Here is a 19890-nt window from a genome sequence, read left to right on the forward strand (position 1 = left end):
GCTTAAATCAATCCAATCCATTTTAATGGAAACTTCTGCTTTCCGACAACCAAATACCCGCATTGTTCAGCGCGCCGGCTCAGCCTTTAAGCAAAAAAAGACAACTGCTTACGCTTTCAGCATCCATCCTGGAGACAGGATGTCATGGTTAGTGTAGGGTTGCCACGGAATTGATACCGTTCGGGACTTTAAGCCTATTGGGATATGTTCTTAAGGATAAGGCGATTCGTCCGATAATGTTTGGAGTATTATGAGTAAAGCACCACAACAACGCGAGTTTTTCCTGGATTCTATCCGGGCCTGGTTAATGCTCTTAGGCATCCCGTTCCATATCTCGCTCATCTATTCAAGCCATCACTGGCACGTCAATAGCACCGAAGCATCGTGGGGTTTAACCCTGTTTAATGATTTTATTCACGCCTTTCGTATGCAGGTGTTTTTTGTCATTTCGGGATATTTCTCCTACATGCTTTTTTTGCGCTACCCGCTTAAACGCTGGTGGAAAGTGCGTGTAGAGCGGGTCGGCATCCCGATGCTCACCGCGATACCATTGCTCACACTGCCGCAATTTTTAATGCTGCAACACGTTAATGACAAAGCAAAAAATTGGCCCGGCCTGACGCCCTATGAAAAATACAACACCCTGGTTTGGGAGCTGGTTTCTCATTTGTGGTTCTTGTTAGTGATGGTGGTACTTACAACCGTATGTTTATTTTTGTTTCAACAAATGAAAGCACGCATTGCTGAAAAGTCAGAAAATATTCCATCTTCTATTACTTTAGGAAAGCTCTCAGTCGCCTTCCTGGGGTTCGGTATTCTATACGGCGTTATTCGCCGTACTATTTTTATTATTTACTCACCGATATTAAGTGATGGGTTATTTAACTTCGTAGTGATGCAAACGCTGTTTTATCTACCATTCTTCATGCTTGGAGCTCTGGTGTTTGTTCGTCCACAGTTAAAAGCGCTATTTACCACACCGTCGCCATGGTGTGCGGTAGGAGCGGCACTGGCATTTTGCGCCTATCTGCTTAACCAACGTTACGGTAGCGGTGACGCCTGGATGTATGAAACAGAGAGCGTGATTACCATGGTGCTGGGTTTGTGGATGGTCAACGTAGTGTTCTCCCTTGGCCATAAGCTGCTGAATTTCCATTCAAAGCGTGTCACCTATTTTGTGAATGCCTCACTGTTTATTTACCTGGTGCACCATCCGTTGACGCTGTTTTTCGGCGCTTACATCACACCGCATATTGCTTCAAATGCGCTGGGCTTTATCACCGGGTTAGTTTTCGTGATTGGTATTGCGGTGATTCTGTATGAAATCCACCTGCGCATTCCGTTGCTGCGCTTCCTGTTCTCCGGCAAGCCGCAGAATGTGGCGGTTAAGGTGACGAGTTAGCGCTGAGGGTTCACTTCAAAATGGTGGATGTCGCTACGCTAATCCACCCTACAAAACCGAAACTGTAGGTCGGATTAGCGTAGCGACATCCGACACTTCTCATAAAAGCCATTCAATCGGTAGTCGATAAACCAACCTCACCAACACCCGCTGCCAAAAGCGGGTGTGCGGTTCTTTCTTCCAGACAATCTCTTTGCCTTCACTGTGCTCCACCCAATTCACTCGCCCCCACTTATCCAGACGCAGCGCCCAGGCATTCTCTTTCTGACTTTGGGTGAAACGCTGGTGAATATCCTGTGCCAGCGCCTCACTTTCAATAACAAAACCCATCTCGGTATTGAGCATTGCGGAACGTGGGTCAAAATTAAAGGAGCCGATAAACACTTTTTGTTTATCCACACTAAACGTTTTGGCATGCAGGCTGGAACCTGAATTCCCTGTTAAGCCACGGTCATGTGGTCTGCGCAGGACATCTTGTTCGGGCTTTAACTCATAAAGCTCGACCCCGTGGCGCATCAGTTTTTTGCGCCAACGCGCATAACCAGCATGAACTACCGCCACATCATTGGCGGCCAGTGAGTTAGTCAGGATTGCTATTTTTACCCCTTTACGCACAAGCCCCAAGATTTGCGCAATGCCAGCGCGAGTGGGCACAAAATAGGCTGAAATAATGTCTATCTCACGCTCAGGCATACCAATCACATTCATCAGGCGTTGCGGCAGTAACGTGTGGTTGCGGGCTTTGCCCTGCCCCTTACGCGGGTCATCGCTGAGTAAGCGTGTTTTCGCCCAATACATATTCAGCGTGCGGGCGACCAGATTGGTCGCAAACTGGCTGGTAGTCAGTCGATCAAGATAGCGACGCGCCGTCGGGTCATCACGCCAGTCGTCAGGAAGTTGTACCCGCTGCTGTAAGGCATCGCTATCGACATCGAGCACCTTTTCCAATGTTGAGACGCACTGGCTGTTCCAGTAGCGCTCAAAATCCTGGCTGACATCCTCAACAACCGGGCCCACGGCCAGCACATCTAAGTCTGAAAACAGCGGTTGTTTACCCACACCAAAGTACGCATCCCCCACGTTTCGCCCGCCGATAATCGTGGTTTCACCGTCAACAGTGAATGATTTGTTGTGCATACGACGGTTAAGCCTGGCAAAGTCAGTCAAATAACCAATGGCGCGAAACAGGCGAAATGAAAAGGGATTAAAAAGACGAACTTCTATTTGAGGATGGGCGTTCAGAAGCGCTAACGTATCATCAAGGCCGTTGGTGTTGTTATCGTCAAGCAACAGTCTGACTTTCACTCCGCGATCTGCCGCCGCCAGTAGTGCACTAAACATCAGCCGCCCGGACATATCGTCCTGCCAGATGTAGTACTGCACATCGAGGGTTTTCTCCGCCATCCCACACAGCAGATAGCGCGCGGCAAACGCATCAAGGCTATCCGCAAGCGGATGAATCCCGCTAAGCCCAGGATGCCCAGCGGTAGCCGGGGCAATCGCTCGACCCAGACGTGTGGCATGAGGATTATTCACTTTAGAGTTGGGCAAGTAGTTGCTCATAAATATGGGTGTTTTCATCGTCAAAGCAGACAAAAACTACCTGTTCGGGTAACGGGCGCAGGCCGATATAACGGTAGACGGTATCAACGGCTATTTTCGCTGCCAGCTCTTTCGGATAACCATACGCACCGGTGCTAATCGCCGGGAACGCAATAGTGCGATAGCTATTAGCTGCCGCTAAGTCGAGGCTATTGCGGTAGGTCTGTTCAAGTAATTCAGCTTCATGTTTTTCACCGCCCTGCCATACCGGGCCAACTGCATGAATCACGGCCTTAACCGGAATGTTTCCCGCCTCGGTAATGACAGCATGTCCTGGCGCGCAGTCACCCTGCTGGCGACGAATAACTTCACAGGCTGCCAATAAAGCAGGCCCTGCAGCATGATGAATAGCCCCATCAACACCACCGCCTCCCATCAAGGATGGGTTTGCGGCATTTACTATCACGTCAACTTCAACGCGGGTGATATCACCTTGTATCACCGACATTCTTTCACTCATTGGGAATTCTCCAGTTAGTCTTTGATAGTAGTCTAAACTTACCGAACAGCAGACGTATATCACTTCCTGAGGATTTCACGACATCTCCTAACCTCTGATTTTTTCTCGTTATCTACAAAAAAGATCCGTTAGACCTGACACATTTTTTATCTGCAGCCGCATCTGTAGAAGGCGTTTTCGCTGCGAAAAATGGGATCTGAAATGTGCGTTTTATGCATTTCAGTGGTTACTTTCGTTTCAGGAGAGGTTCTATGGCTAGTGAAGCGCAAAAAGTCGGGTTGGTCCCGGTGATGTTAATGGTGGCAGGCAATATCATGGGTTCCGGGGTTTTCCTGCTTCCGGCAAACCTTGCAGCAACAGGCGGGATTGCCATTTTTGGCTGGATGGTGACAATTATCGGCGCACTGTCTTTGTCGATGGTGTACGCCAAAATGTCATCACTTGATGACAGCCCCGGTGGTTCTTACGCTTATGCCCGCCGCGCATTTGGCCCCTTCCTCGGTTATCAAACCAATCTGCTTTACTGGCTTGCTTGTTGGATAGGTAACGTCGCGATGGTGGTAATTGGCGTCGGTTATCTCAGCTATTTCTTCCCGATGCTCAACCAGCCCTGGCCGCTTACCGTGACCTGTATTGCAATTCTGTGGCTGTTTGTCGGGCTCAATATTGTTGGCCCGAAAATGATCACCCGCGTGCAGGCGGTCGCCACTATTCTGGCACTGATTCCGATAGTCGCCGTCGCCGTCTTAGGCTGGTTCTGGTTTAAAAGCGACACCTATATGGAAGCCTGGAACGTCAGCGGCAAAGGCACTTTTGGCGCAATTCAGAGTACTTTAAGCGTCACGCTGTGGTCATTTATCGGTGTTGAGAGCGCCTCAGTTGCCGCAGCGGTAGTGAAAAATCCCAAACGCAACGTACCCATCGCCACCATTGGCGGGGTATTGATTGCCGCTGTTTGTTACGTACTTTCCAGTACTGCCATTATGGGCATGATCCCTAACGCAGAGCTGAGACTTTCTGCGTCGCCATTTGGCGATGCCGCGCGCATGGCAATGGGGCCAACTGCTGGGGCTATTGTTTCATTCTGTGCCGCAGCCGGGTGTTTAGGAAGCCTTGGCGGCTGGACGCTACTCGCCGGGCAAACCGCCAAAGCCGCCGCCGATGATGGTCTGTTCCCACCTATTTTTGCCAAAGTGAATAAAGATCAGACTCCGGTCGCGGGTTTGCTGATTGTTGGCGTTCTGATGACCATCTTCCAGCTTGCCAGTATCTCGCCTGACGCTACCTCACAGTTCGCGGTGGTTTCATCTGTGTCGGTCATCTTTACGCTGGTGCCGTATATCTACACCTGCGCGGCTTTAATGCTGGTCGGTCAGGGGCATTTGGGCAACCAACGTTTGCCGTTCTTGTTCATCACACTGATTGCTTTCATTTACTGTATTTGGGCCGTCGTTGGCACTGGCGCGACCGAAGTGATGTGGTCGTTTGTCGCCATCATGGTGATTACTGCGATGTACACCGTTAACTACAACCGTCGTCATAAAAACCCCTACCCGCTGGATAAACCTGTGGTTAACGACTAACTGGAGAGCGCTATGCTTGATTTAGGCACGCATCAAAAACGTAAAATTCTGGTGGTCGATAGCAGTATTCAGGACGTTAACACCGCCAACGGGCGCGCAGTGGCAGAGCTAATTGAGGCCCTGGAAGAGAACAACTTTGCCGTGATTTCAGCGGCAACATTTGAAGATGGTATCGCAACGGTCACCTCCGATGCCTCACTGTGCTGCATCTTTGTTGACTGGACTTCGGGCGGCAATGACGACGAATCCCACAGCCAGGCTTTCTCGTTGTTGCAAACTATTCGCCGCCGCAATAAGAGTGTGCCAGTGCTGTTAATGGCCGAGCACTCTTGCGTCGATACATTAACGCTCGATTCCATGCGGCTGGTGAATGAGTTCGTCTGGATGCACGAAGATACTGCCGAATTTATTGCCGCCCGTGCACGTTCGTTGATCCAGCGTTATTACGAGCAACTGCTCCCACCTTTCACCCGCGCACTGTTTAATTACACATTGGAAAACCCGGAATACTCGTGGGCGGCGCCGGGGCATCAGGGTGGTGTGGCTTTTACTAAATCAGCGGTTGGTCGAGAGTTTCTCGATTTCTTCGGGGAGAACTTGTTCCGCACAGATACCGGTATTGAACGTGCAGCCATGGGTTCGCTGCTGGACCACAGCGGGCCAATTAAAGCCTCAGAAACTTACGCAGCCGAGGTGTTTGGTGCACATCAAAGCTATTCGGTGTTGAATGGCACCTCAGGTTCTAACCGCGCCATTATGCAGGCGGTAGTTGGCGAGCTGGAGATTGCGCTGTGCGATCGCAACTGCCATAAGTCCATCGAACAAGGGTTAGTGATGACGGGAGCGCTGCCGGTCTATTTCGTGCCGACGCGCAACCGTTTTGGCATTATCGGGCCGATTCCTAAGCGCCAGTTCACGCCAGAAAGCATTCGTGCAGCCATTGATGCCAACCCACTTAAGCATGAAGTAGTGAGCGATAAACCCGTCTACGCCGTGGTGACTAACTGTACTTATGACGGTATGTGTTATCACGCCGAAGCGGCGCAGGAGTTGCTGGCGCAAAGCGTTGACCAGATTCACTTCGACGAAGCATGGTATGCCTACGCCCGCTTCAATCCGATGTACAAAGGTCGCTTCGCCATGCGTGGCGATCCGAAAGACTTCGACCGCAATGGGCCAACAGTTTTTGCTACTCATTCAACACACAAACTATTGGCAGCACTGTCGCAAGCCTCATACATCCATATTCGCAACGGCAAAAAGCCCGTCGAGCATTCGCGGTTTAACGAGTCATATATGCTGCAAGCCACCACTTCGCCGCTGTATGCGATTATCGCCTCCAACGAAATTGGTGCTGCGATGATGGATGGCGGCCAGGGTGAAGCGTTGACCCAGGAAGTGATCGTTGAGGCGGTGGATTTCCGTCTTGCACTGGCGAAAGTGCATGCTGCGTTTGCTAAAAAAGGCGAGTGGTTCTTCACACCGTGGAATGCACCAACCATTACCGATGCATCCGGTGCTGAAGTGCCGTTTGTTCAAGCCTCACGTGAGCAACTCACCACCGATCCCGCCTGTTGGACACTGAAGCCTGGCGATAAATGGCACGGTTTTGAACAACTGGAAGATGAGTGGTGTTTACTTGATCCGATCAAAGCCGGGATCCTTGCTCCCGGGATGGGGGATGATGGCAACTTGCTTGAGTCAGGTATTCCCGCCGCGATGGTGACCGCCTACCTTGGCGAGCGTGGGATCGTCCCCTCGCGTACCACCGATTTTATGGTGCTATGCCTGTTCTCAATCGGCGTAACAAAAGGCAAATGGGGCACGCTGATTAACGTGTTGCTGGAGTTTAAAGATGACTACGACAACAACACGCAGCTCAAACGCTGCTTGCCCGATCTTATCAGTGCCGACGCCGCGCGCTATGCCGGTATGGGGCTAAAAGATCTGTGCGATGAGATGTTTAACTACATGAAAACCAGCCAGATGGACAAACTGCAGGCAGAGGCATTTGGCAATATTCCCGTTCCGGCAAAACGCCCGCGCATTGCCTTCCAACAACATATGGCAGGCAAAGCAGACCATTTACCTATCGACCAATTACCGAACCGTATTTCTGCCGTCGGGGTGATTCCCTACCCTCCGGGCATTCCGATTGTGATGCCTGGTGAAAGCTTTGGCGCAGCGGACGGCCCGTGGCTGAAATACATTCGCAGTATTGCCCAGTGGGGAGAGAAATTCCCAGGTTTTGAGAAAGAACTAGAGGGCGCCGAATTGATTGATGGGGTTTATCACATCTGGGCGCTTAAACAATAATCATCACGGGTGCAAAACTATCAGGAAACGGCTGCTCGCCGCAACACGCGATCAGCCGGTTTTCGACGCAAACATGATGAAGATATCGGTCTGGTGGGCAAAGTGACTCCAGCGGTAAATTGAGCTGATTCATTTGCCAGACCGTTCCTCCACGCTGCTTAAGCACCGCCTCGTGCGCCGTCCACAAACGCCAGAACGCCACCATTTTTTCATCTTCAGGCAACGATTCTAACCAATCACAAAGTGGCGCACCAAAACTATGCCGGGCAATCGCCATAAAACGCGCACGCGGGCGAATGAACTCAATATCGCAACCCACATCCCCTTCACCCACCAGCACCGCAACAGATGAACCCGTGTTACTGATATTAAAAGCAGGCAGTGCCGGATGAAACGGTTTGCCGTGAGCGCCCCGCTCTAATTTCGGTAACGGGCCGTCATTGAGCAGCATCGCCAGCAAAATTCTGGCAGCCAGCCATTCTGCGCGGCGTAACCCCACGGGTGACTCTTCCAGCAATTCAGGTGACAGCCAGCGTGTAGCGAGTACATCACCCGCTAAACACGCCGCATCGGCAAATGCCAGGTGATAGCCGTTGACTACCAACGGCGCATCACCAGTGAAGTGTTAATTCCACCAAAGGCGAAATTATTGCTCTGCACAAACTCAGTGTCGATTTTGCGCGCTCCACCCATGATGTAATCGAGCTCGCCGCACGCCTCATCAGGTTCAGTCAAGTTGAGTGTTTCGGCAAACCAACCTTCACGCATCATCTCGATACTCATCCACGCTTCCAGCGCACCACATGCACCGAGCGTATGGCCCAAATAACTTTTCAGTGAAGATATAGGCGTATTGGCACCAAAAATTGCCGCTGTAGCGTGACTTTCCGCAATGTCACCACGATCGGTTGCGGTGCCATGAGCGTTAATGTACCCAATGTCGCGAGCCTCAAGCCCAGCGGAAACCAGGCCGCGCTCGATACAGATTTGCATGGTTTCTTTCTGCGGCTGCGTGATATGTGCTGCATCACAATTGGTATGAAAACCGACAATTTCAGCATAGATTGTCGCACCACGTGCCAGGGCATGATCGAGATCTTCAAGGATCAATGTCCCCGCACCTTCACCAATTACTAGCCCATCTCGTTGTTTATCAAACGGCGACGGTGTGCTCTTTGGCCGATCGTTACGCTGGCTGGTGGCAAAAAGCGTATCAAATACCGCCGCTTCCGAAGGACATAACTCTTCTGCTCCCCCCGCAACCATCACTGTCTGGTAACCATGGCGAATCGCTTCCCAGGCATAACCAATCGCCTGACTACCTGACGTGCAAGCACTGGAGGTTGGGATCACCCGTCCACGCAAGCCAAAAAACAATCCGGTATTGACCGCCGCGGTATGTGGCATCATCTGCACATAAGTGGTGCCGGTAATATTACGGGTATGTTTTTCAGTGAGCATGGTAGCGAACTCGCTCACCGGCCCGGTGCTTCCGGTCGAAGAACCGTAGGCAATACCAGTTTCGCCACTGGTAAGAATAGGGTCGTCGAGCAAACCCGCCTGAATTAGCGCAAGTTCCGTGGCCCTGGTCGCCAGCAGCGAAACGCGCCCCATCGCCCGTATACGCTTTCGCGTGTAGTGCTCCGGTAAAGTAAAATTATCGACCGGCGCACCGAGCATGGTGTTCAGCCCATCGTAAACCTGCCACTCTGGCATATGACGGACCGCGTTTTTACCAGACTTCAAGCCCGCTGCTACATCCTGCCAGTTAGTGCCAAATGCCGTCACGCCACCCATTCCGGTCACTACCACACGGCGAATCACAACATACCTCCATTGATGGAGATAACCTGGCGCGTAACGTAGCCCGCAACAGGTGACATCAGGTAACGCGCAAGCCCCGCCACTTCTTCGGGTTGGCCCATACGTTGCAATGGAATCATACGCATTGCTTCAGTAAGCGCCGCCTCTTCCATCTCAATCATGCCGGTATCAATCAAACCCGGAGCAATACAGTTTACGGTGATTTTGCGCTTTGCCAGTTCTATCGCCAGCGCTTTCGTGGCACCAATAATGCCCGCTTTTGCCGCGCTGTAGTTCACTTGCCCGCGGTTACCCATCAGGCCAGAAACCGAAGAAAGTGTAATAATTCGCCCGCCTTTACGCAGGCCAATCATCGGCATGACGCACGGTTGTATCACATTGTAAAAGCTGTCGAGATTGGTACGAATCACACAGTCCCAGTCTTCATCGCTTAACGCCGGGAATGCGCCATCACGAGTCATACCCGCATTATTGACCACCCCCCAATATGCACCGTGGGTTTCGATATCAGCCTCAAGGACGCTGCGGCATTGGCTACGGTCTGAGCTATCAAACTGCATCACGCGCCCTTTTCCGCCCTGAGCCGTAATTTGCTCAAGCGTATGCTGGGCACCCGCTTCGTCACGATGGTAATGCACCACCACCGCAAATCCGTCGGCGGCAAGCCCCAGAGCAATCGCCTTGCCAATCCCCTTGCTGGCGCCGGTTACTAATACCGTCTGTGTCATCTTGCTATCCCATCAAAATAATTGTTTTAATTCATTATTATCAGGCTGATATGTATTAACTCGCCCGCTCGCCAGTACGTTGCCGTCCGCGAGAATTTGTCCTTCGAAACTACCAATCTTTTCATCACGCATCAGCAGCGTGACATGACATTCCAGTAACGCACCTTGTGGGAAAACGCCTGCCTGGCAGCGTATTCCACGCCCACCCAGCAGCATTCCAACCAGGCTTTCTTCCTCACCGTTTTTTTTCGCATGCCAGCCTGACCACACGCCGACCGTCTGGGCAATCAGTTCGATAGCAAACCAGCCCGGTAAATTGCCTTCGGCATCAAGAAAAGGTGCAAGTACACCAGGGTTGCTCACCGTGACCCGACAATGCGCACTTTCTTGTTCCACCGCCACTACCGATTCAAGCAAGCACATTGGTGCTTCGTGCGGCAAGTAGTGTTGTGGGGCAAGAAAATCAGTCATGAGAAACTCCAAAAATCAGGCAAGCATTATTGCCGCCAAAAGCAAATGAGTTCGATAGCATTATCGGTTTGAGGAATGGTTTTGGCGCGGTGAGTAGACCACAGGGCGCAAGGCTCATGTCTTGATGCGCGTCAGTGAAATCTTGTGCAGGCAGCAGTAAGTCGCGCTCTAACAGCAAATAACACAGCACGGCTTCACAAGCACCCGCAGCGCCTAGCGTATGCCCGGTAAGGTGCTTAGTGGAACTGGCTGGCACGCTTTCGCCAAAAAGTTGATTCACCACTTTCGCCTCGATTTCGTCATTCAGACGCGTGGCAGTGCCGTGCATATTAATATAGCCAATATCATGCGCCCCGATTCTGGCCTCACGCAGCGCCATTTCAATTGCGCGAATAGCCCCAAGACCTTCCGGATGTGGAGCCGACATATGCCAGGCATCAGACGATTCACCCACTCCCAGTAAACAGACTTTACCCGGCTCTTTGGTGAGTAAGATCAATGCACCGGCTTCACCAATGGTAATGCCGTTGCGCTCGGCGCTAAACGGCTTGCAGCGCACGTTACTTAGTGACTCCAGGCTATTGAAACCGTTGATAGGCATACGGCTGAGGGTATCTGCGCCACCCACAATCGCAGCATCCACCATTCCCGACTCAATCAGCCTTTTACCGGTGATCATTGCTCGCGCGCTGGAAGAACAGGCGGTTGAAATCGTCAACGCCGGACCAAACAGTTGCAAATAGTCGCTCAGAAAACGTGAGGGATCGCCAAGCTCTTGCTGGCCGTAATAATAAGAAGCGGGAGGAGAACCTTCGTGGCTGCCGCTGACCATACGGTCACCTTCATCAAGCCCTGAAGTGCTGGTCCCCAGCACGACTGCCACGCGCTCGTTTCCATATCGTGCAATGGCGTCATCCACCTGCGGGCGAATTTGCGCCAGAGCAGCCAATAACAGACGGTTATTTCGGCTGTTGTACTGCGCCATTTCTGGCGCTATTTCTGGTAATTCGCCACAAACACGCCCGACCCAACATTCGCCCTGCTGCAACCAGCCATCGGTATCTGGCCCCATACCTGGTGCCGTGTTGGCCTGCAAATTTGCTGCGATTTCGTCAAGGTTGTTACCCAACGCGTTGACCATTCCGGCAGCAGATAGAGTAATCATAATTAGCTGTCCAGATGCTGAATACTGATGACATAACCGAAACGATGGTGGTGCACGCTCACCGGCTGACGACTGCCGTTACGCATCAAATAATGGATTGTCTCAATCAACTCCCCCTGGTCATCTCGTAGTTCGCGGCGGGAATCGATATCTTTTAATGTCCAGCCTTTAGGTAACTGCGGCTGCCAGGCGCTTATCGGCCAGTAGCTCAACATAATATCGGCAAGAACCTGACTTGCTGGAGGCAATTCTGGCAACGTCATAGACTGCTCGGTTTTCACGCCCTGACTGTCATAGGTCAGGCGGAATAAACGAATCCCTAACGGCGACAAACCAGCCAGCATGATTTTCTGCTGGTCGGCATTGAGCAACACCATCAACGATTGGGTTTTGCCTTTTACTTGCGCAGTCAGCAATTGTTGTTGGGTAATTGACGGCGAAATCCCAGGCGGGGGCAACGTCACTAAAGTGCCGGCTTTTAACCAGGCCTGCGGCCTTGAGCTATCTGGTTTTGTTGTGCTGCACGCACTCAATAATAAGGAGCCAAGCAACAATGCCAGTGTAGGTAGTATTTTCATTATTCTCTCTTTCCCTGAGTAGGTAGGGCTAAGGGGGCTGTCAGGAATGCACAGAAGATGCCGCAACTGAGCACAATGCCAAAGCTTGCGATGGCTTGTGTCTGGCTAAAGACCAACATGCCTAATGTGAAGAGTGTGGTCAGCAATGCCACACTTATTGCCAGAAGCGACGTCAACGGGGTGCCGCGTGGGTTACTAAAGAACAGCGTGTAATTGATGCCAATCCCGAGGACTAATACCAGCGCCAATAGTGAGAACAGGTTTAATGTATGTCCACTGAAGGCGAGTGCTGCAAGCCCACAACCTAGCGATAACAGCGAAGGTACAACACTTAATAACCCGCGTTTTACACCGAGTCGCAGCACATAGCTGATGGCAATCGCCACGACTGCCGCAGCCAGTAAAATAGTTAACAAACTACGGAAGTGGCTGAATAATTCATTAAACATCACTTTTCTGTCGACCCAACTTACGCCAGGCAACTTTGCAGCAATGTTGGCAAGTAATTCACTATTGTGAACGCCATTTACCGGCACTAGCGCGCCGCTTTTACCGTCAGGCAGCGATAACCACAACAAGCGCCAGCCGCTACTAATCACGCTTTTTTGCCAAAGATCCGGAGTCACTGCCATCTGCTGTAAATTGGGTGCAGTCACCGGAATGCCGCTTTCGGCAAGACGTTTTTGCAATATAGGGGCGGCTTCGCGCAGCAGAAGCAAATCCGCCTGTTGCTGCTCAAGAGAGGCTAAAGGAATCAGGCGATAGCTCTCGATAGCTTTTTGCTTTTTAGCCTCTGCAAGTTCAGGAGCCAGTTTTTCCAGGCGTTGCAGCGTTTGCTCGGCGGTATCGCCATAAACCACGAACCATTTCTGGTCCATACCCTGCCCGGTTAAAGCGGTAATAGCCTGCTCTTCACTTACCAAATCCTGCGGCAATGCCTGGAAACTGGCGATATCGTCATTGATTTTTAAGGAGGCAATTCCTGTGAGGCTAACCACCAACAAGGCGAGCGGCACGCCAACGCGCACTGCTTTTTTGTTCTGCCATGCATCAAGCCAGGCAGTAAGTAACCGGCTACAAGGCACAGCCCTAACCGGCAAGCCGCGCACCGCAAACGGGTACCAGCACACGACCGTCAGGCAGGAGGCAATTAAACCACTGGCGGCAAAGACGGCGAGTTGGCGAATGCCGGGGAACGGCGCGAGGATCATAATCAGGTAAGCAATAGCGGTTGTCGCCAGCGCCAGCAGTAAAGCAGGAAGCACTTTGCGTAAACTCGTGATGGGCGAGTTTTCTCGGCCATGCACCATGCGTTCAGTGAGATAATAGAGCGTGTAATCGGCCGAAACACCAACGATGCTCATGCTCATAACAAGCGTCATCAGGTGCAGTTCACCAAAGCAAAGTAGTGTGATAGCGGTGCCTGCCAGTGCTCCGATAGCAACCGATGTGGCACACAACAGTATAGGCCGTACCGAGCGAAACACCGCAAGCACCAGTAGCAACACGCCAATCACCGTCGCCAGGCCAAGCGTTGAAACATCATGCTTTGCCTGCTGACTTGCGTAATCACTGTAGAAAAGTGTGCCACGCGACATCACTTCAGCCTGCGGGAAGTGCTGTTTCAGGTTTTGCTTCAAGGCTTGCAGTTGCTCAACCGCTTCGCGCCCCTGCTGCATATCAAACGATGAACCTTTTAGTTCACCGTGTAGCAAATACCAGTAACGTCCTTGTTTATCACGTGCCACCAGCCAGCCGTTCATCAATCGCATCTGACTGGCCGTTTGTTGCAGCGCCAGTTGTGACCCACGCACCAGCATCAGCGGATCGTTTGTCAGCTCTTTACCACTGACGCCAGAAAACGCCGAGTAAAGTTGCGACAACACCCACTGAGCCTGGGCTTCGCCACCATTTTGTAAACGACCGCGAGTTTGGTTATCAACCAGGCCGTTGCGATGCTCGAAGTAGAATTTCCCCCACTCCTGCTGGCCCTTTGCATCCATCGGCCCCTGCACACCCGCAAGGAATGGCTGCTGTTGCAGTTGCGTTTGCCACCATTGCGCGGCAGCTGGATCGGGTTGATTGCCGGGGCTGACCATCCACATCATTTGTCTATCGAGACGTTGCAAAAAACCGTTCTCGATTTGTGGCGGAACTTTACCGAGGCTGCTGGCAGGCAGCAGGGACAGCACACTGCTGTCGAGCCGTGCCTTTGGCAACAACGTTGCGAGCAACACCACCAGCACAGTGACTATCGCAAGCCAACCCCATGCCAGACGACGATGCATATTAGAAAGCGAAGCGCTGCTGCTCTTCATGAGTCAATTTTCGTGGATTTAGTCGGTGGTCGCTAAAGGTGATTTCCGTAAAATCGCCCTGCAAATCATTCAACGCAATGCGATTAAGGTACTTATCGCCTTCCAGGGTAATCGTACTAAACAGCTTATCGAGCGGGGTCGTAGTCGGCGTTAAGACCAGTTGCCATTTGCCATTGCCCTGGTCGGTAAAAGCGCTGGAGAAGTTTTCATCAAGCACTTTACGGTCGGCCTGGAATAGAGCGCGTAGCAAATGATTGAACTGGAACATTTGCGGGTTGCTGTCTGCGGTAATGATTTGCGGGGCCTGACTGCCCATTACCTGCACCATATGGCTATCATCAAGCACCAGCGTCATCGGGAATGGATGTTGTTGCTGCCACCACAAGCCTTTGCTTTTAGCGATCAACACTTCACCGCTGGAATGCAGCGGTTGCGCCATCCCACTAATTTGACGATCTTGCTGGAATTTAGCCCGCACCACCGGCTGCGATGCAAAGCTACGTTGCACGTCATCGAGGGTAATTGCGTTCGCCATAAAGCTGATACACAGCAAGGCCATTAAAATAATCTTATTCATGACTCAAGCCCATGCGTTCAAAAAGTATCTGAGGGGAGACGAAACAAAGTTCTCCGCTTGTTGCCTCAACGGCAACCTGGATGGTGTAACCCGAAGTAGCGCGTTTGCCCGTTTGGGCATCAACAATTTCATAGCCAATTTTTAGGCGGTTTTCATACTCGAGTACCGTTGCGCGCACCAGAATCTGTTGTTCAAATTTCACCGTATCACGGTATTTAACTCGAGTGTCGACAACCGGCCAGACAAAGCCAGACTCACTCATGGCACGATAGCCATAATCAAATTGGTTGAGCAATGCTTCGCGCGCCACCTCAAAGTAGCGGAAATAGTTGCCATGCCACACAACTCCCATCGCATCGACATCATGGAATGGGACTTTGATGCTGACCTCCACAGTAAAACGTGGGTCATTTAACATCCGGACTCCTTTTCTGGAGGTAATTGCCAGAAATCATAAAAATTAAACCAATCGAGCGGCGAACGCAGTGCATAACACTCCAGACGGCGCGCGTAATTATCAATATGTTCTTGTAGTGCTTGTTGCCGAGTTGCACGTGGCAACACCAAAGGATCGGCAAAGTTCTCAGCATGAATGCGCAGTTTGCCCTGTTCACGCAAAACCATCATCAAAATGACCGGGCATCGTAATGCGGCGGCAAGAATAAACGGCCCTTGCGGGAAAGGGGCCAGGTTGCCCATAAACTGGCTCCAGCATACGCGCCGTTCGCCGCCACGTTGCGTATTAACAGCAACCCGATCACCGACGATCGCCACCCACTCTCCGGCATCGAGTTTTTCTTGTAAAAGCATGGCAGTTTCCGGGCCAATATGGCTAACCGGCAGCAGATTCACACTGGCCTGTGGAGCAATTTCTTCAATAATCTGACGAAAGCGTTGAGCGTTATCGGTGAAGACGAGCGCATTAATCACAAGCCCGGCCTCAACCTGAGCCAGTGCGCGGCTGGCTTCGATATCACCCAGATGTGCGGCGAGGATTAACTTCCCCTCCCCGGCCTGCGGTTGTAAAACTTCACGGCTGCCGGGGGCAAATTCGATATCACGCCCCCAGAGAATGTCGCCGCGCCAGGCAGCAATTTTGTTTAGCATTGCATCGCCAAAGCGTAAGAAGTGGCGATAGCTGTTTAACCCGGCTGGCAGTGTAACGCCCAGGCATTGTGCCTGTTGACGAACCTGAGCTAGCCACTGCTGTGATGCCTTTCGCTGCGTGCCGCCGGTTAACCACATCCACGCCACCACCGGATAGAGCAATGCGTTAAATGCTCGCCGCCCCAGACGTTGGTAGATATTCAGCATTAAGCGCATTCCCGCCAGCCCCTTACGTTCTGGCACTTGCGCCCAATGAGCGCTCTTTCGACGACGCGAGAGTAATGCCGGAATGCGCGGTAACATGCCGAAGAAGAGTCGCGTATGCATCCACGAGATGCGCAGATTGTCGCGAAGTGCGTCAAAGTGCGACAGGCCATCTACTGGATAAATCACTCGCGTGCGCAAAAAATGGCTGTTGGTCCCAGCCCAATATAAACGCACCATAATTTCGGTATCGAAATCCATTCGTTTACCTGGGGAATGTTTCGCAATAACCGCAAGCGTTGCCGCCAACGGATAAACACGGAAACCACACATGCTGTCTTTTAAAGACAGTGACAGAGTTTCAATCCACACCCAAACGTGCGTGACATAGCGCCCGTAAAGACGCGATTTTGGAACAGAATCATCGTATTCCGGCATTCCAGAAATCAGGCAATCAGGATGCTTGCGCGCTTCATCTAAAAAACGAGGGACATCTTCAATGCAGTGCTGCCCGTCAGCATCAAGTTGAATAGCATGGCTAAACCCTGCCTGTGACGCCGCTTTAAGGCCGGTAATGACTGCCTCCCCTTTTCCCCGATTGGTTTCCAAATGGATAAGGGTGACGCCGGTTAACTGTGCCAGTTCCTGCTTTGTAGCAGCATCACTACCGTCATCAACAATAATCACCGGCAGTGCAAAAGGTTGCAGACGTTTCAGCACCACCGCCATTGTCGCGCCGTGGTTATAACATGGGATCACCACACAAGGGCGAAAAGCCGTGGCCGTTATGGACATAGCTTAATTTTCCCACTGCTGGCAGCAACACCGCCCTCTTCGTTTAAAAGGGTATAAGTGAAACTCAACACACAGCGCGTAGCATCCCATTGCAGATTCAGCTCAAGTTCGCTTCCCGGAACAATCGGGCGTTGGAATTTAACGCTATCAATCGAACAGAAGCGCATTCCCGGTGCAAGTGTAGCTCCATAAGCCATGACCCAATCGAGCTGCGCCACGCCAGGTAATAAAGGTTGAGTGGGAAAATGGCCAGAGAACCAGCCTACCGTTGCCGGAACAGCTAAACGTAGGCACAGTTTTCCTGCTTCGGGTTGCGAGAGCTGTAACTCAACGGGTTTCATCAAATAACTCCTGTAATTGCACCCACGCACGCTTGCCTTGGCTATTGTGTGGAATAAGCTCGACGACGCGCCAATAACGCGGAATGGCTATTGGCTCAAGCCAGGCGCGGAGTGCTTCACGCCAGAATTGTTTATTAGCCGTTTGTTCACAAGCAACCACCACCGCCCCCAGCGCAATTCGGTTACCGCGCACAATGGGAACGACAGCGGCATCCTCAATACCGGGGAGCGCCAGTAATCGGCGTTCAATTTCACTCAGTGAAATGCGCTTTTCTTCGATTTTTACAATGCGATCGCGGCGACCTAATAAGCGAAAACTTCCCTGCGGGCTAAATTCGAGAATATCGTCTAACTGCACGCATCGGTGATGAATCAATGCTGACTCAATCTGCCAGCCATCACCCTGCGGGGTAAAACGCACTTCCGGGAAGGGCTGCCATTCGGGCGAGATTTGCGAATGTTGCCGCCACGCCAGCACACCCGTTTCGGTGGTGCCATAAATTTCTGATACCGGTGTTTTAAGCCATGCTCGCGCATTTTGCGCGGTATCGTCATCGAGTTTCCCGGCGGCAGAAATCACGCTTTTAAAAGTCGGAGCCGGGAGGTTCGCATCAAGGCGTTTTAAAAATGCCGGACTGCTGATAAACAATAAAGGATGGGTCGAATGCGCCACCAGTTGCTCAGGGAAGTGAATCATTGCAGCATCACCGGCAAGACCAAGCGCCATTGGCAGCATCACACGGAAAGTAAAACCATAGAGATGCTGGTGTGACACCGAGCCCACCACGCGACAATCGCGGATCTGTTCGCCCCACAATGCCGCAAGCCAGGCGATCTCTTCATCCAACGCTTGTAGCGTTTTAAAAATCTGCGCAGGCTCACCAGTAGACCCCGAGGTAAATAGCACCACACCAGCATCGACAGGAACCGGTTCAAAGGGTTGGACTGCCGGATACGCCAGGGTTTGCGGGTTTATCACCGGACAGCTGAGGTTGAGTGGCACATCGCTAATGACGCCGCAAAAATGCATTTGCTGTTCGCGAAGCTGTGCTTCCCGGCAATGTCCAGGGATCACAGGTGTTTTACCCGCATGCAGTGTCGCCAAAAGCGCGGTAATAAAGGCGTAGCTGTTATCAAGGCAAAGCGCCCAGCGATCGCCAGGCTGCGTTTTTAGCCAGCCATAGATACGCTGAACATCATTGATTAAATCGGCCTGCGTCCGAAGCTGCGGCCCTTCAAACGCCACAATATGTTGCGGATGGCGACCGCTTAGCCACAGCTTCAGAGGTAAAGGATTATTCATAGCGACGTTTCACCCGCTGCCTCACCAACCATTCACCGGCAAATAACGCCCCCATCAGCAGGTAACTCGCCATTCCATTCCACAATGTCCACCAGTGAATGTTACCCGCAAGGCAGGTGAATAGTGCCATGCTGCCATTCAGGATAAAGAAAATGCACCACACTTGCGTCACGCGACGGGTATATCGCACACCTGCAGCCGGTAGATCCCCTTCACGCCAACGAGCCAGGCGTTCAATCAAAGGCTGGCTACTCCACAGTGAGGCACCAAATAGTGCCAGCATCACCACATTGACCACCACCGGATACCACAACAACAGCTGTGCTTCACGCATCCAAATACTGGCAATAGATAACACCGCCCCCGCAATGGCAAGCCCTTTGAACGCACGACTCAAAGCACCCGTTTTGCCACGCAATGCGCACAAGCGCAGTACAAAGCACAACGCCAGAATAGGCAGCAAAATATGTAATTTTGGATACGAAAGGGCTAACCAGACGGCAAAGGGCCAACCTATTACGGCTAGCCCTCCGACAATACTTAGCGCACGTTTTGCCAGCACGCTTTAAGACCCGCTATGCAGACGCTCAACTGCGTCTACGACATCCTGTACGGTACGAACCGTTTTGAAATCTTCCGCTTTGATTTTTTTACCGGTGCGTTTTTGCAGATGCACAACCATATCTACCGCATCGATACTATCGAGATCCAAATCTTCGTAAAGACGAGATTGCGGGGTAATTTGCTCAGGAGAGAGTTCAAATAACTTAACCAGTAACCCGGTGACTTCCTGATAAATATCTTCTTTATTCATAGCGTACTCGTGGTTTCAATCAGGCGCTGTGCGCAGGGTTTTGACTATTAATAAATGCGGCCAGATTCGCGACCGAGTAAAAATGTTCACGCATCGTTTCGTTTTCTGCGGATAACACCACACCATAACGTTTTTTAACCGCCAGACCCAATTCCAGAGCATCGATGGAATCAAGGCCAAGGCCGTCGTTACCAAATAACGCAGCCTCACTTTCAATCTCATCGACACTTATCTCTTCGAGATTCAGGGTGTCGATAATGAGTTGTTTAATATCGGTCTCTAGAGATTGCATATCACCATCC

The 19890-nt window shown here is 51.6% G+C and carries 20 protein-coding genes; 3 read left to right on the top strand and 17 right to left on the bottom strand.

Going from position 1 to position 19890, the window contains the following annotated elements:
• Positions 1-250 precede the first annotated feature (250 nt).
• Positions 251-1402: a glucans biosynthesis protein MdoC gene (gene mdoC / locus AC0IXI_RS15615; protein ID WP_424221751.1), complete on the top strand. Its 1152-nt coding sequence runs from the start codon at positions 251-253 to the stop codon at positions 1400-1402.
• A gap of 99 nt (positions 1403-1501) precedes the next feature.
• Here mdoC and AC0IXI_RS15620 read toward each other — a convergent pair whose 3' ends face one another.
• Both AC0IXI_RS15620 and ymdB read right to left on the bottom strand, forming a co-directional pair.
• Entirely contained in the window at positions 1502-2989 is a 1488-nt protein-coding gene (locus AC0IXI_RS15620; protein ID WP_424221762.1) for a phospholipase D family protein, read from the bottom strand.
• Positions 2940-3464, bottom strand: coding sequence for an O-acetyl-ADP-ribose deacetylase (gene ymdB, locus AC0IXI_RS15625; RefSeq protein ID WP_151992621.1), 525 nt, complete (start codon positions 3462-3464; stop codon positions 2940-2942). Before ymdB ends, AC0IXI_RS15620 begins: the two co-directional genes overlap by 50 nt.
• Positions 3465-3715: 251 nt before the next feature.
• Here ymdB and adiC point away from each other — a divergent pair, with 251 nt between their 5' ends.
• Together adiC and AC0IXI_RS15635 are read left to right on the top strand one after the other, a co-directional pair.
• Positions 3716-5047: an arginine/agmatine antiporter gene (gene adiC, locus AC0IXI_RS15630; RefSeq protein WP_064517817.1), complete on the top strand. Its 1332-nt coding sequence runs from the start codon at positions 3716-3718 to the stop codon at positions 5045-5047.
• A 12-nt stretch (positions 5048-5059) separates the two neighbouring features.
• Positions 5060-7363, top strand: coding sequence for an Orn/Lys/Arg family decarboxylase (locus AC0IXI_RS15635; protein ID WP_410370713.1), 2304 nt, complete (start codon positions 5060-5062; stop codon positions 7361-7363).
• Here AC0IXI_RS15635 and AC0IXI_RS15640 read toward each other — a convergent pair.
• From AC0IXI_RS15640 to AC0IXI_RS15710, 15 genes are read right to left on the bottom strand one after another with little or no spacing between them, the layout of a single operon-like run.
• Complete coding sequence (locus AC0IXI_RS15640) at positions 7353-7967, bottom strand: 4'-phosphopantetheinyl transferase superfamily protein (protein ID WP_471682737.1); 615 nt, start codon at positions 7965-7967, stop codon at positions 7353-7355. The two genes, AC0IXI_RS15635 and AC0IXI_RS15640, sit on opposite strands and share 11 nt — an antisense overlap.
• Positions 7961-9187 (bottom strand): beta-ketoacyl-ACP synthase, encoded by a 1227-nt coding sequence (locus tag AC0IXI_RS15645; RefSeq protein ID WP_471682738.1) that lies wholly within the window; start codon positions 9185-9187, stop codon positions 7961-7963. The genes AC0IXI_RS15640 and AC0IXI_RS15645 overlap by 7 nt, the downstream gene beginning before the upstream one ends.
• A complete protein-coding gene (locus AC0IXI_RS15650) occupies positions 9184-9915 on the bottom strand; it encodes a 3-ketoacyl-ACP reductase FabG2 (protein ID WP_471682739.1) in 732 nt (243 codons plus the stop codon). The genes AC0IXI_RS15645 and AC0IXI_RS15650 overlap by 4 nt, the downstream gene beginning before the upstream one ends.
• A 12-nt stretch (positions 9916-9927) precedes the next feature.
• Positions 9928-10386 (bottom strand): hotdog family protein, encoded by a 459-nt coding sequence (locus AC0IXI_RS15655; RefSeq protein ID WP_154149389.1) that lies wholly within the window; start codon positions 10384-10386, stop codon positions 9928-9930.
• Complete coding sequence (locus tag AC0IXI_RS15660; protein ID WP_471682740.1) at positions 10379-11551, bottom strand: beta-ketoacyl-[acyl-carrier-protein] synthase family protein; 1173 nt, start codon at positions 11549-11551, stop codon at positions 10379-10381. Before AC0IXI_RS15660 ends, AC0IXI_RS15655 begins: the two co-directional genes overlap by 8 nt.
• Before the next feature lie 2 nt (positions 11552-11553).
• Complete coding sequence (locus AC0IXI_RS15665; RefSeq protein ID WP_314142667.1) at positions 11554-12129, bottom strand: DUF3261 domain-containing protein; 576 nt, start codon at positions 12127-12129, stop codon at positions 11554-11556.
• Positions 12129-14447 carry an MMPL family transporter gene (locus AC0IXI_RS15670; protein ID WP_471682741.1) on the bottom strand — a complete coding sequence of 773 codons (2319 nt, stop codon included), beginning with the start codon at positions 14445-14447 and terminating at the stop codon, positions 12129-12131. Before AC0IXI_RS15670 ends, AC0IXI_RS15665 begins: the two co-directional genes overlap by 1 nt.
• Positions 14419-15024, bottom strand: coding sequence for an outer membrane lipoprotein carrier protein LolA (locus AC0IXI_RS15675; protein ID WP_064517799.1), 606 nt, complete (start codon positions 15022-15024; stop codon positions 14419-14421). Before AC0IXI_RS15675 ends, AC0IXI_RS15670 begins: the two co-directional genes overlap by 29 nt.
• The gene (locus AC0IXI_RS15680) at positions 15017-15442 is read right to left on the bottom strand and encodes an acyl-CoA thioesterase (RefSeq protein ID WP_064517797.1); all 426 of its coding nucleotides are present in this window, start codon (positions 15440-15442) and stop codon (positions 15017-15019) included. Before AC0IXI_RS15680 ends, AC0IXI_RS15675 begins: the two co-directional genes overlap by 8 nt.
• Positions 15436-17130 (bottom strand): glycosyltransferase family 2 protein, encoded by a 1695-nt coding sequence (locus tag AC0IXI_RS15685; protein WP_471682742.1) that lies wholly within the window; start codon positions 17128-17130, stop codon positions 15436-15438. The genes AC0IXI_RS15680 and AC0IXI_RS15685 overlap by 7 nt, the downstream gene beginning before the upstream one ends.
• A complete protein-coding gene (locus AC0IXI_RS15690) occupies positions 17121-17471 on the bottom strand; it encodes an ApeI family dehydratase (RefSeq protein WP_471682743.1) in 351 nt (116 codons plus the stop codon). Before AC0IXI_RS15690 ends, AC0IXI_RS15685 begins: the two co-directional genes overlap by 10 nt.
• Entirely contained in the window at positions 17458-18774 is a 1317-nt protein-coding gene (locus AC0IXI_RS15695) for an AMP-binding protein (RefSeq protein WP_471682744.1), read from the bottom strand. The genes AC0IXI_RS15690 and AC0IXI_RS15695 overlap by 14 nt, the downstream gene beginning before the upstream one ends.
• Positions 18767-19336 carry a COG4648 family protein gene (locus AC0IXI_RS15700; RefSeq protein WP_471682745.1) on the bottom strand — a complete coding sequence of 190 codons (570 nt, stop codon included), beginning with the start codon at positions 19334-19336 and terminating at the stop codon, positions 18767-18769. The genes AC0IXI_RS15695 and AC0IXI_RS15700 overlap by 8 nt, the downstream gene beginning before the upstream one ends.
• Positions 19337-19339: 3 nt before the next feature.
• Positions 19340-19588 (bottom strand): acyl carrier protein, encoded by a 249-nt coding sequence (locus tag AC0IXI_RS15705; RefSeq protein ID WP_424222818.1) that lies wholly within the window; start codon positions 19586-19588, stop codon positions 19340-19342.
• Positions 19589-19607: 19 nt separating this feature from the next.
• Positions 19608-19880, bottom strand: coding sequence for a phosphopantetheine-binding protein (locus AC0IXI_RS15710; RefSeq protein WP_064517787.1), 273 nt, complete (start codon positions 19878-19880; stop codon positions 19608-19610).
• Positions 19881-19890: the final 10 nt, after the last annotated feature.

It is taken from the genome of Buttiauxella sp. AC038 (genome assembly GCF_979253565.1).

Bases quoted from the DNA above. Each gene is read 5' to 3' on its own strand.
- mdoC (WP_424221751.1), top strand. From the start codon at position 251: ATGAGTAAAGCACCACAACAACGCGAGTTTTTCCTGGATTCTATCCGG.
- ymdB (WP_151992621.1), bottom strand. From the start codon at position 3,464: ATGAGTGAAAGAATGTCGGTGATACAAGGTGATATCACCCGCGTTGAA.
- adiC (WP_064517817.1), top strand. From the start codon at position 3,716: ATGGCTAGTGAAGCGCAAAAAGTCGGGTTGGTCCCGGTGATGTTAATG.
- AC0IXI_RS15635 (WP_410370713.1), top strand. From the start codon at position 5,060: ATGCTTGATTTAGGCACGCATCAAAAACGTAAAATTCTGGTGGTCGAT.
- AC0IXI_RS15650 (WP_471682739.1), bottom strand. From the start codon at position 9,915: ATGACACAGACGGTATTAGTAACCGGCGCCAGCAAGGGGATTGGCAAG.
- AC0IXI_RS15655 (WP_154149389.1), bottom strand. From the start codon at position 10,386: ATGACTGATTTTCTTGCCCCACAACACTACTTGCCGCACGAAGCACCA.
- AC0IXI_RS15660 (WP_471682740.1), bottom strand. From the start codon at position 11,551: ATGATTACTCTATCTGCTGCCGGAATGGTCAACGCGTTGGGTAACAAC.
- AC0IXI_RS15665 (WP_314142667.1), bottom strand. From the start codon at position 12,129: ATGAAAATACTACCTACACTGGCATTGTTGCTTGGCTCCTTATTATTG.
- AC0IXI_RS15670 (WP_471682741.1), bottom strand. From the start codon at position 14,447: ATGAAGAGCAGCAGCGCTTCGCTTTCTAATATGCATCGTCGTCTGGCA.
- AC0IXI_RS15675 (WP_064517799.1), bottom strand. From the start codon at position 15,024: ATGAATAAGATTATTTTAATGGCCTTGCTGTGTATCAGCTTTATGGCG.
- AC0IXI_RS15680 (WP_064517797.1), bottom strand. From the start codon at position 15,442: ATGTTAAATGACCCACGTTTTACTGTGGAGGTCAGCATCAAAGTCCCA.
- AC0IXI_RS15685 (WP_471682742.1), bottom strand. From the start codon at position 17,130: ATGTCCATAACGGCCACGGCTTTTCGCCCTTGTGTGGTGATCCCATGT.
- AC0IXI_RS15690 (WP_471682743.1), bottom strand. From the start codon at position 17,471: ATGAAACCCGTTGAGTTACAGCTCTCGCAACCCGAAGCAGGAAAACTG.
- AC0IXI_RS15695 (WP_471682744.1), bottom strand. From the start codon at position 18,774: ATGAATAATCCTTTACCTCTGAAGCTGTGGCTAAGCGGTCGCCATCCG.
- AC0IXI_RS15705 (WP_424222818.1), bottom strand. From the start codon at position 19,588: ATGAATAAAGAAGATATTTATCAGGAAGTCACCGGGTTACTGGTTAAG.
- AC0IXI_RS15710 (WP_064517787.1), bottom strand. From the start codon at position 19,880: ATGCAATCTCTAGAGACCGATATTAAACAACTCATTATCGACACCCTG.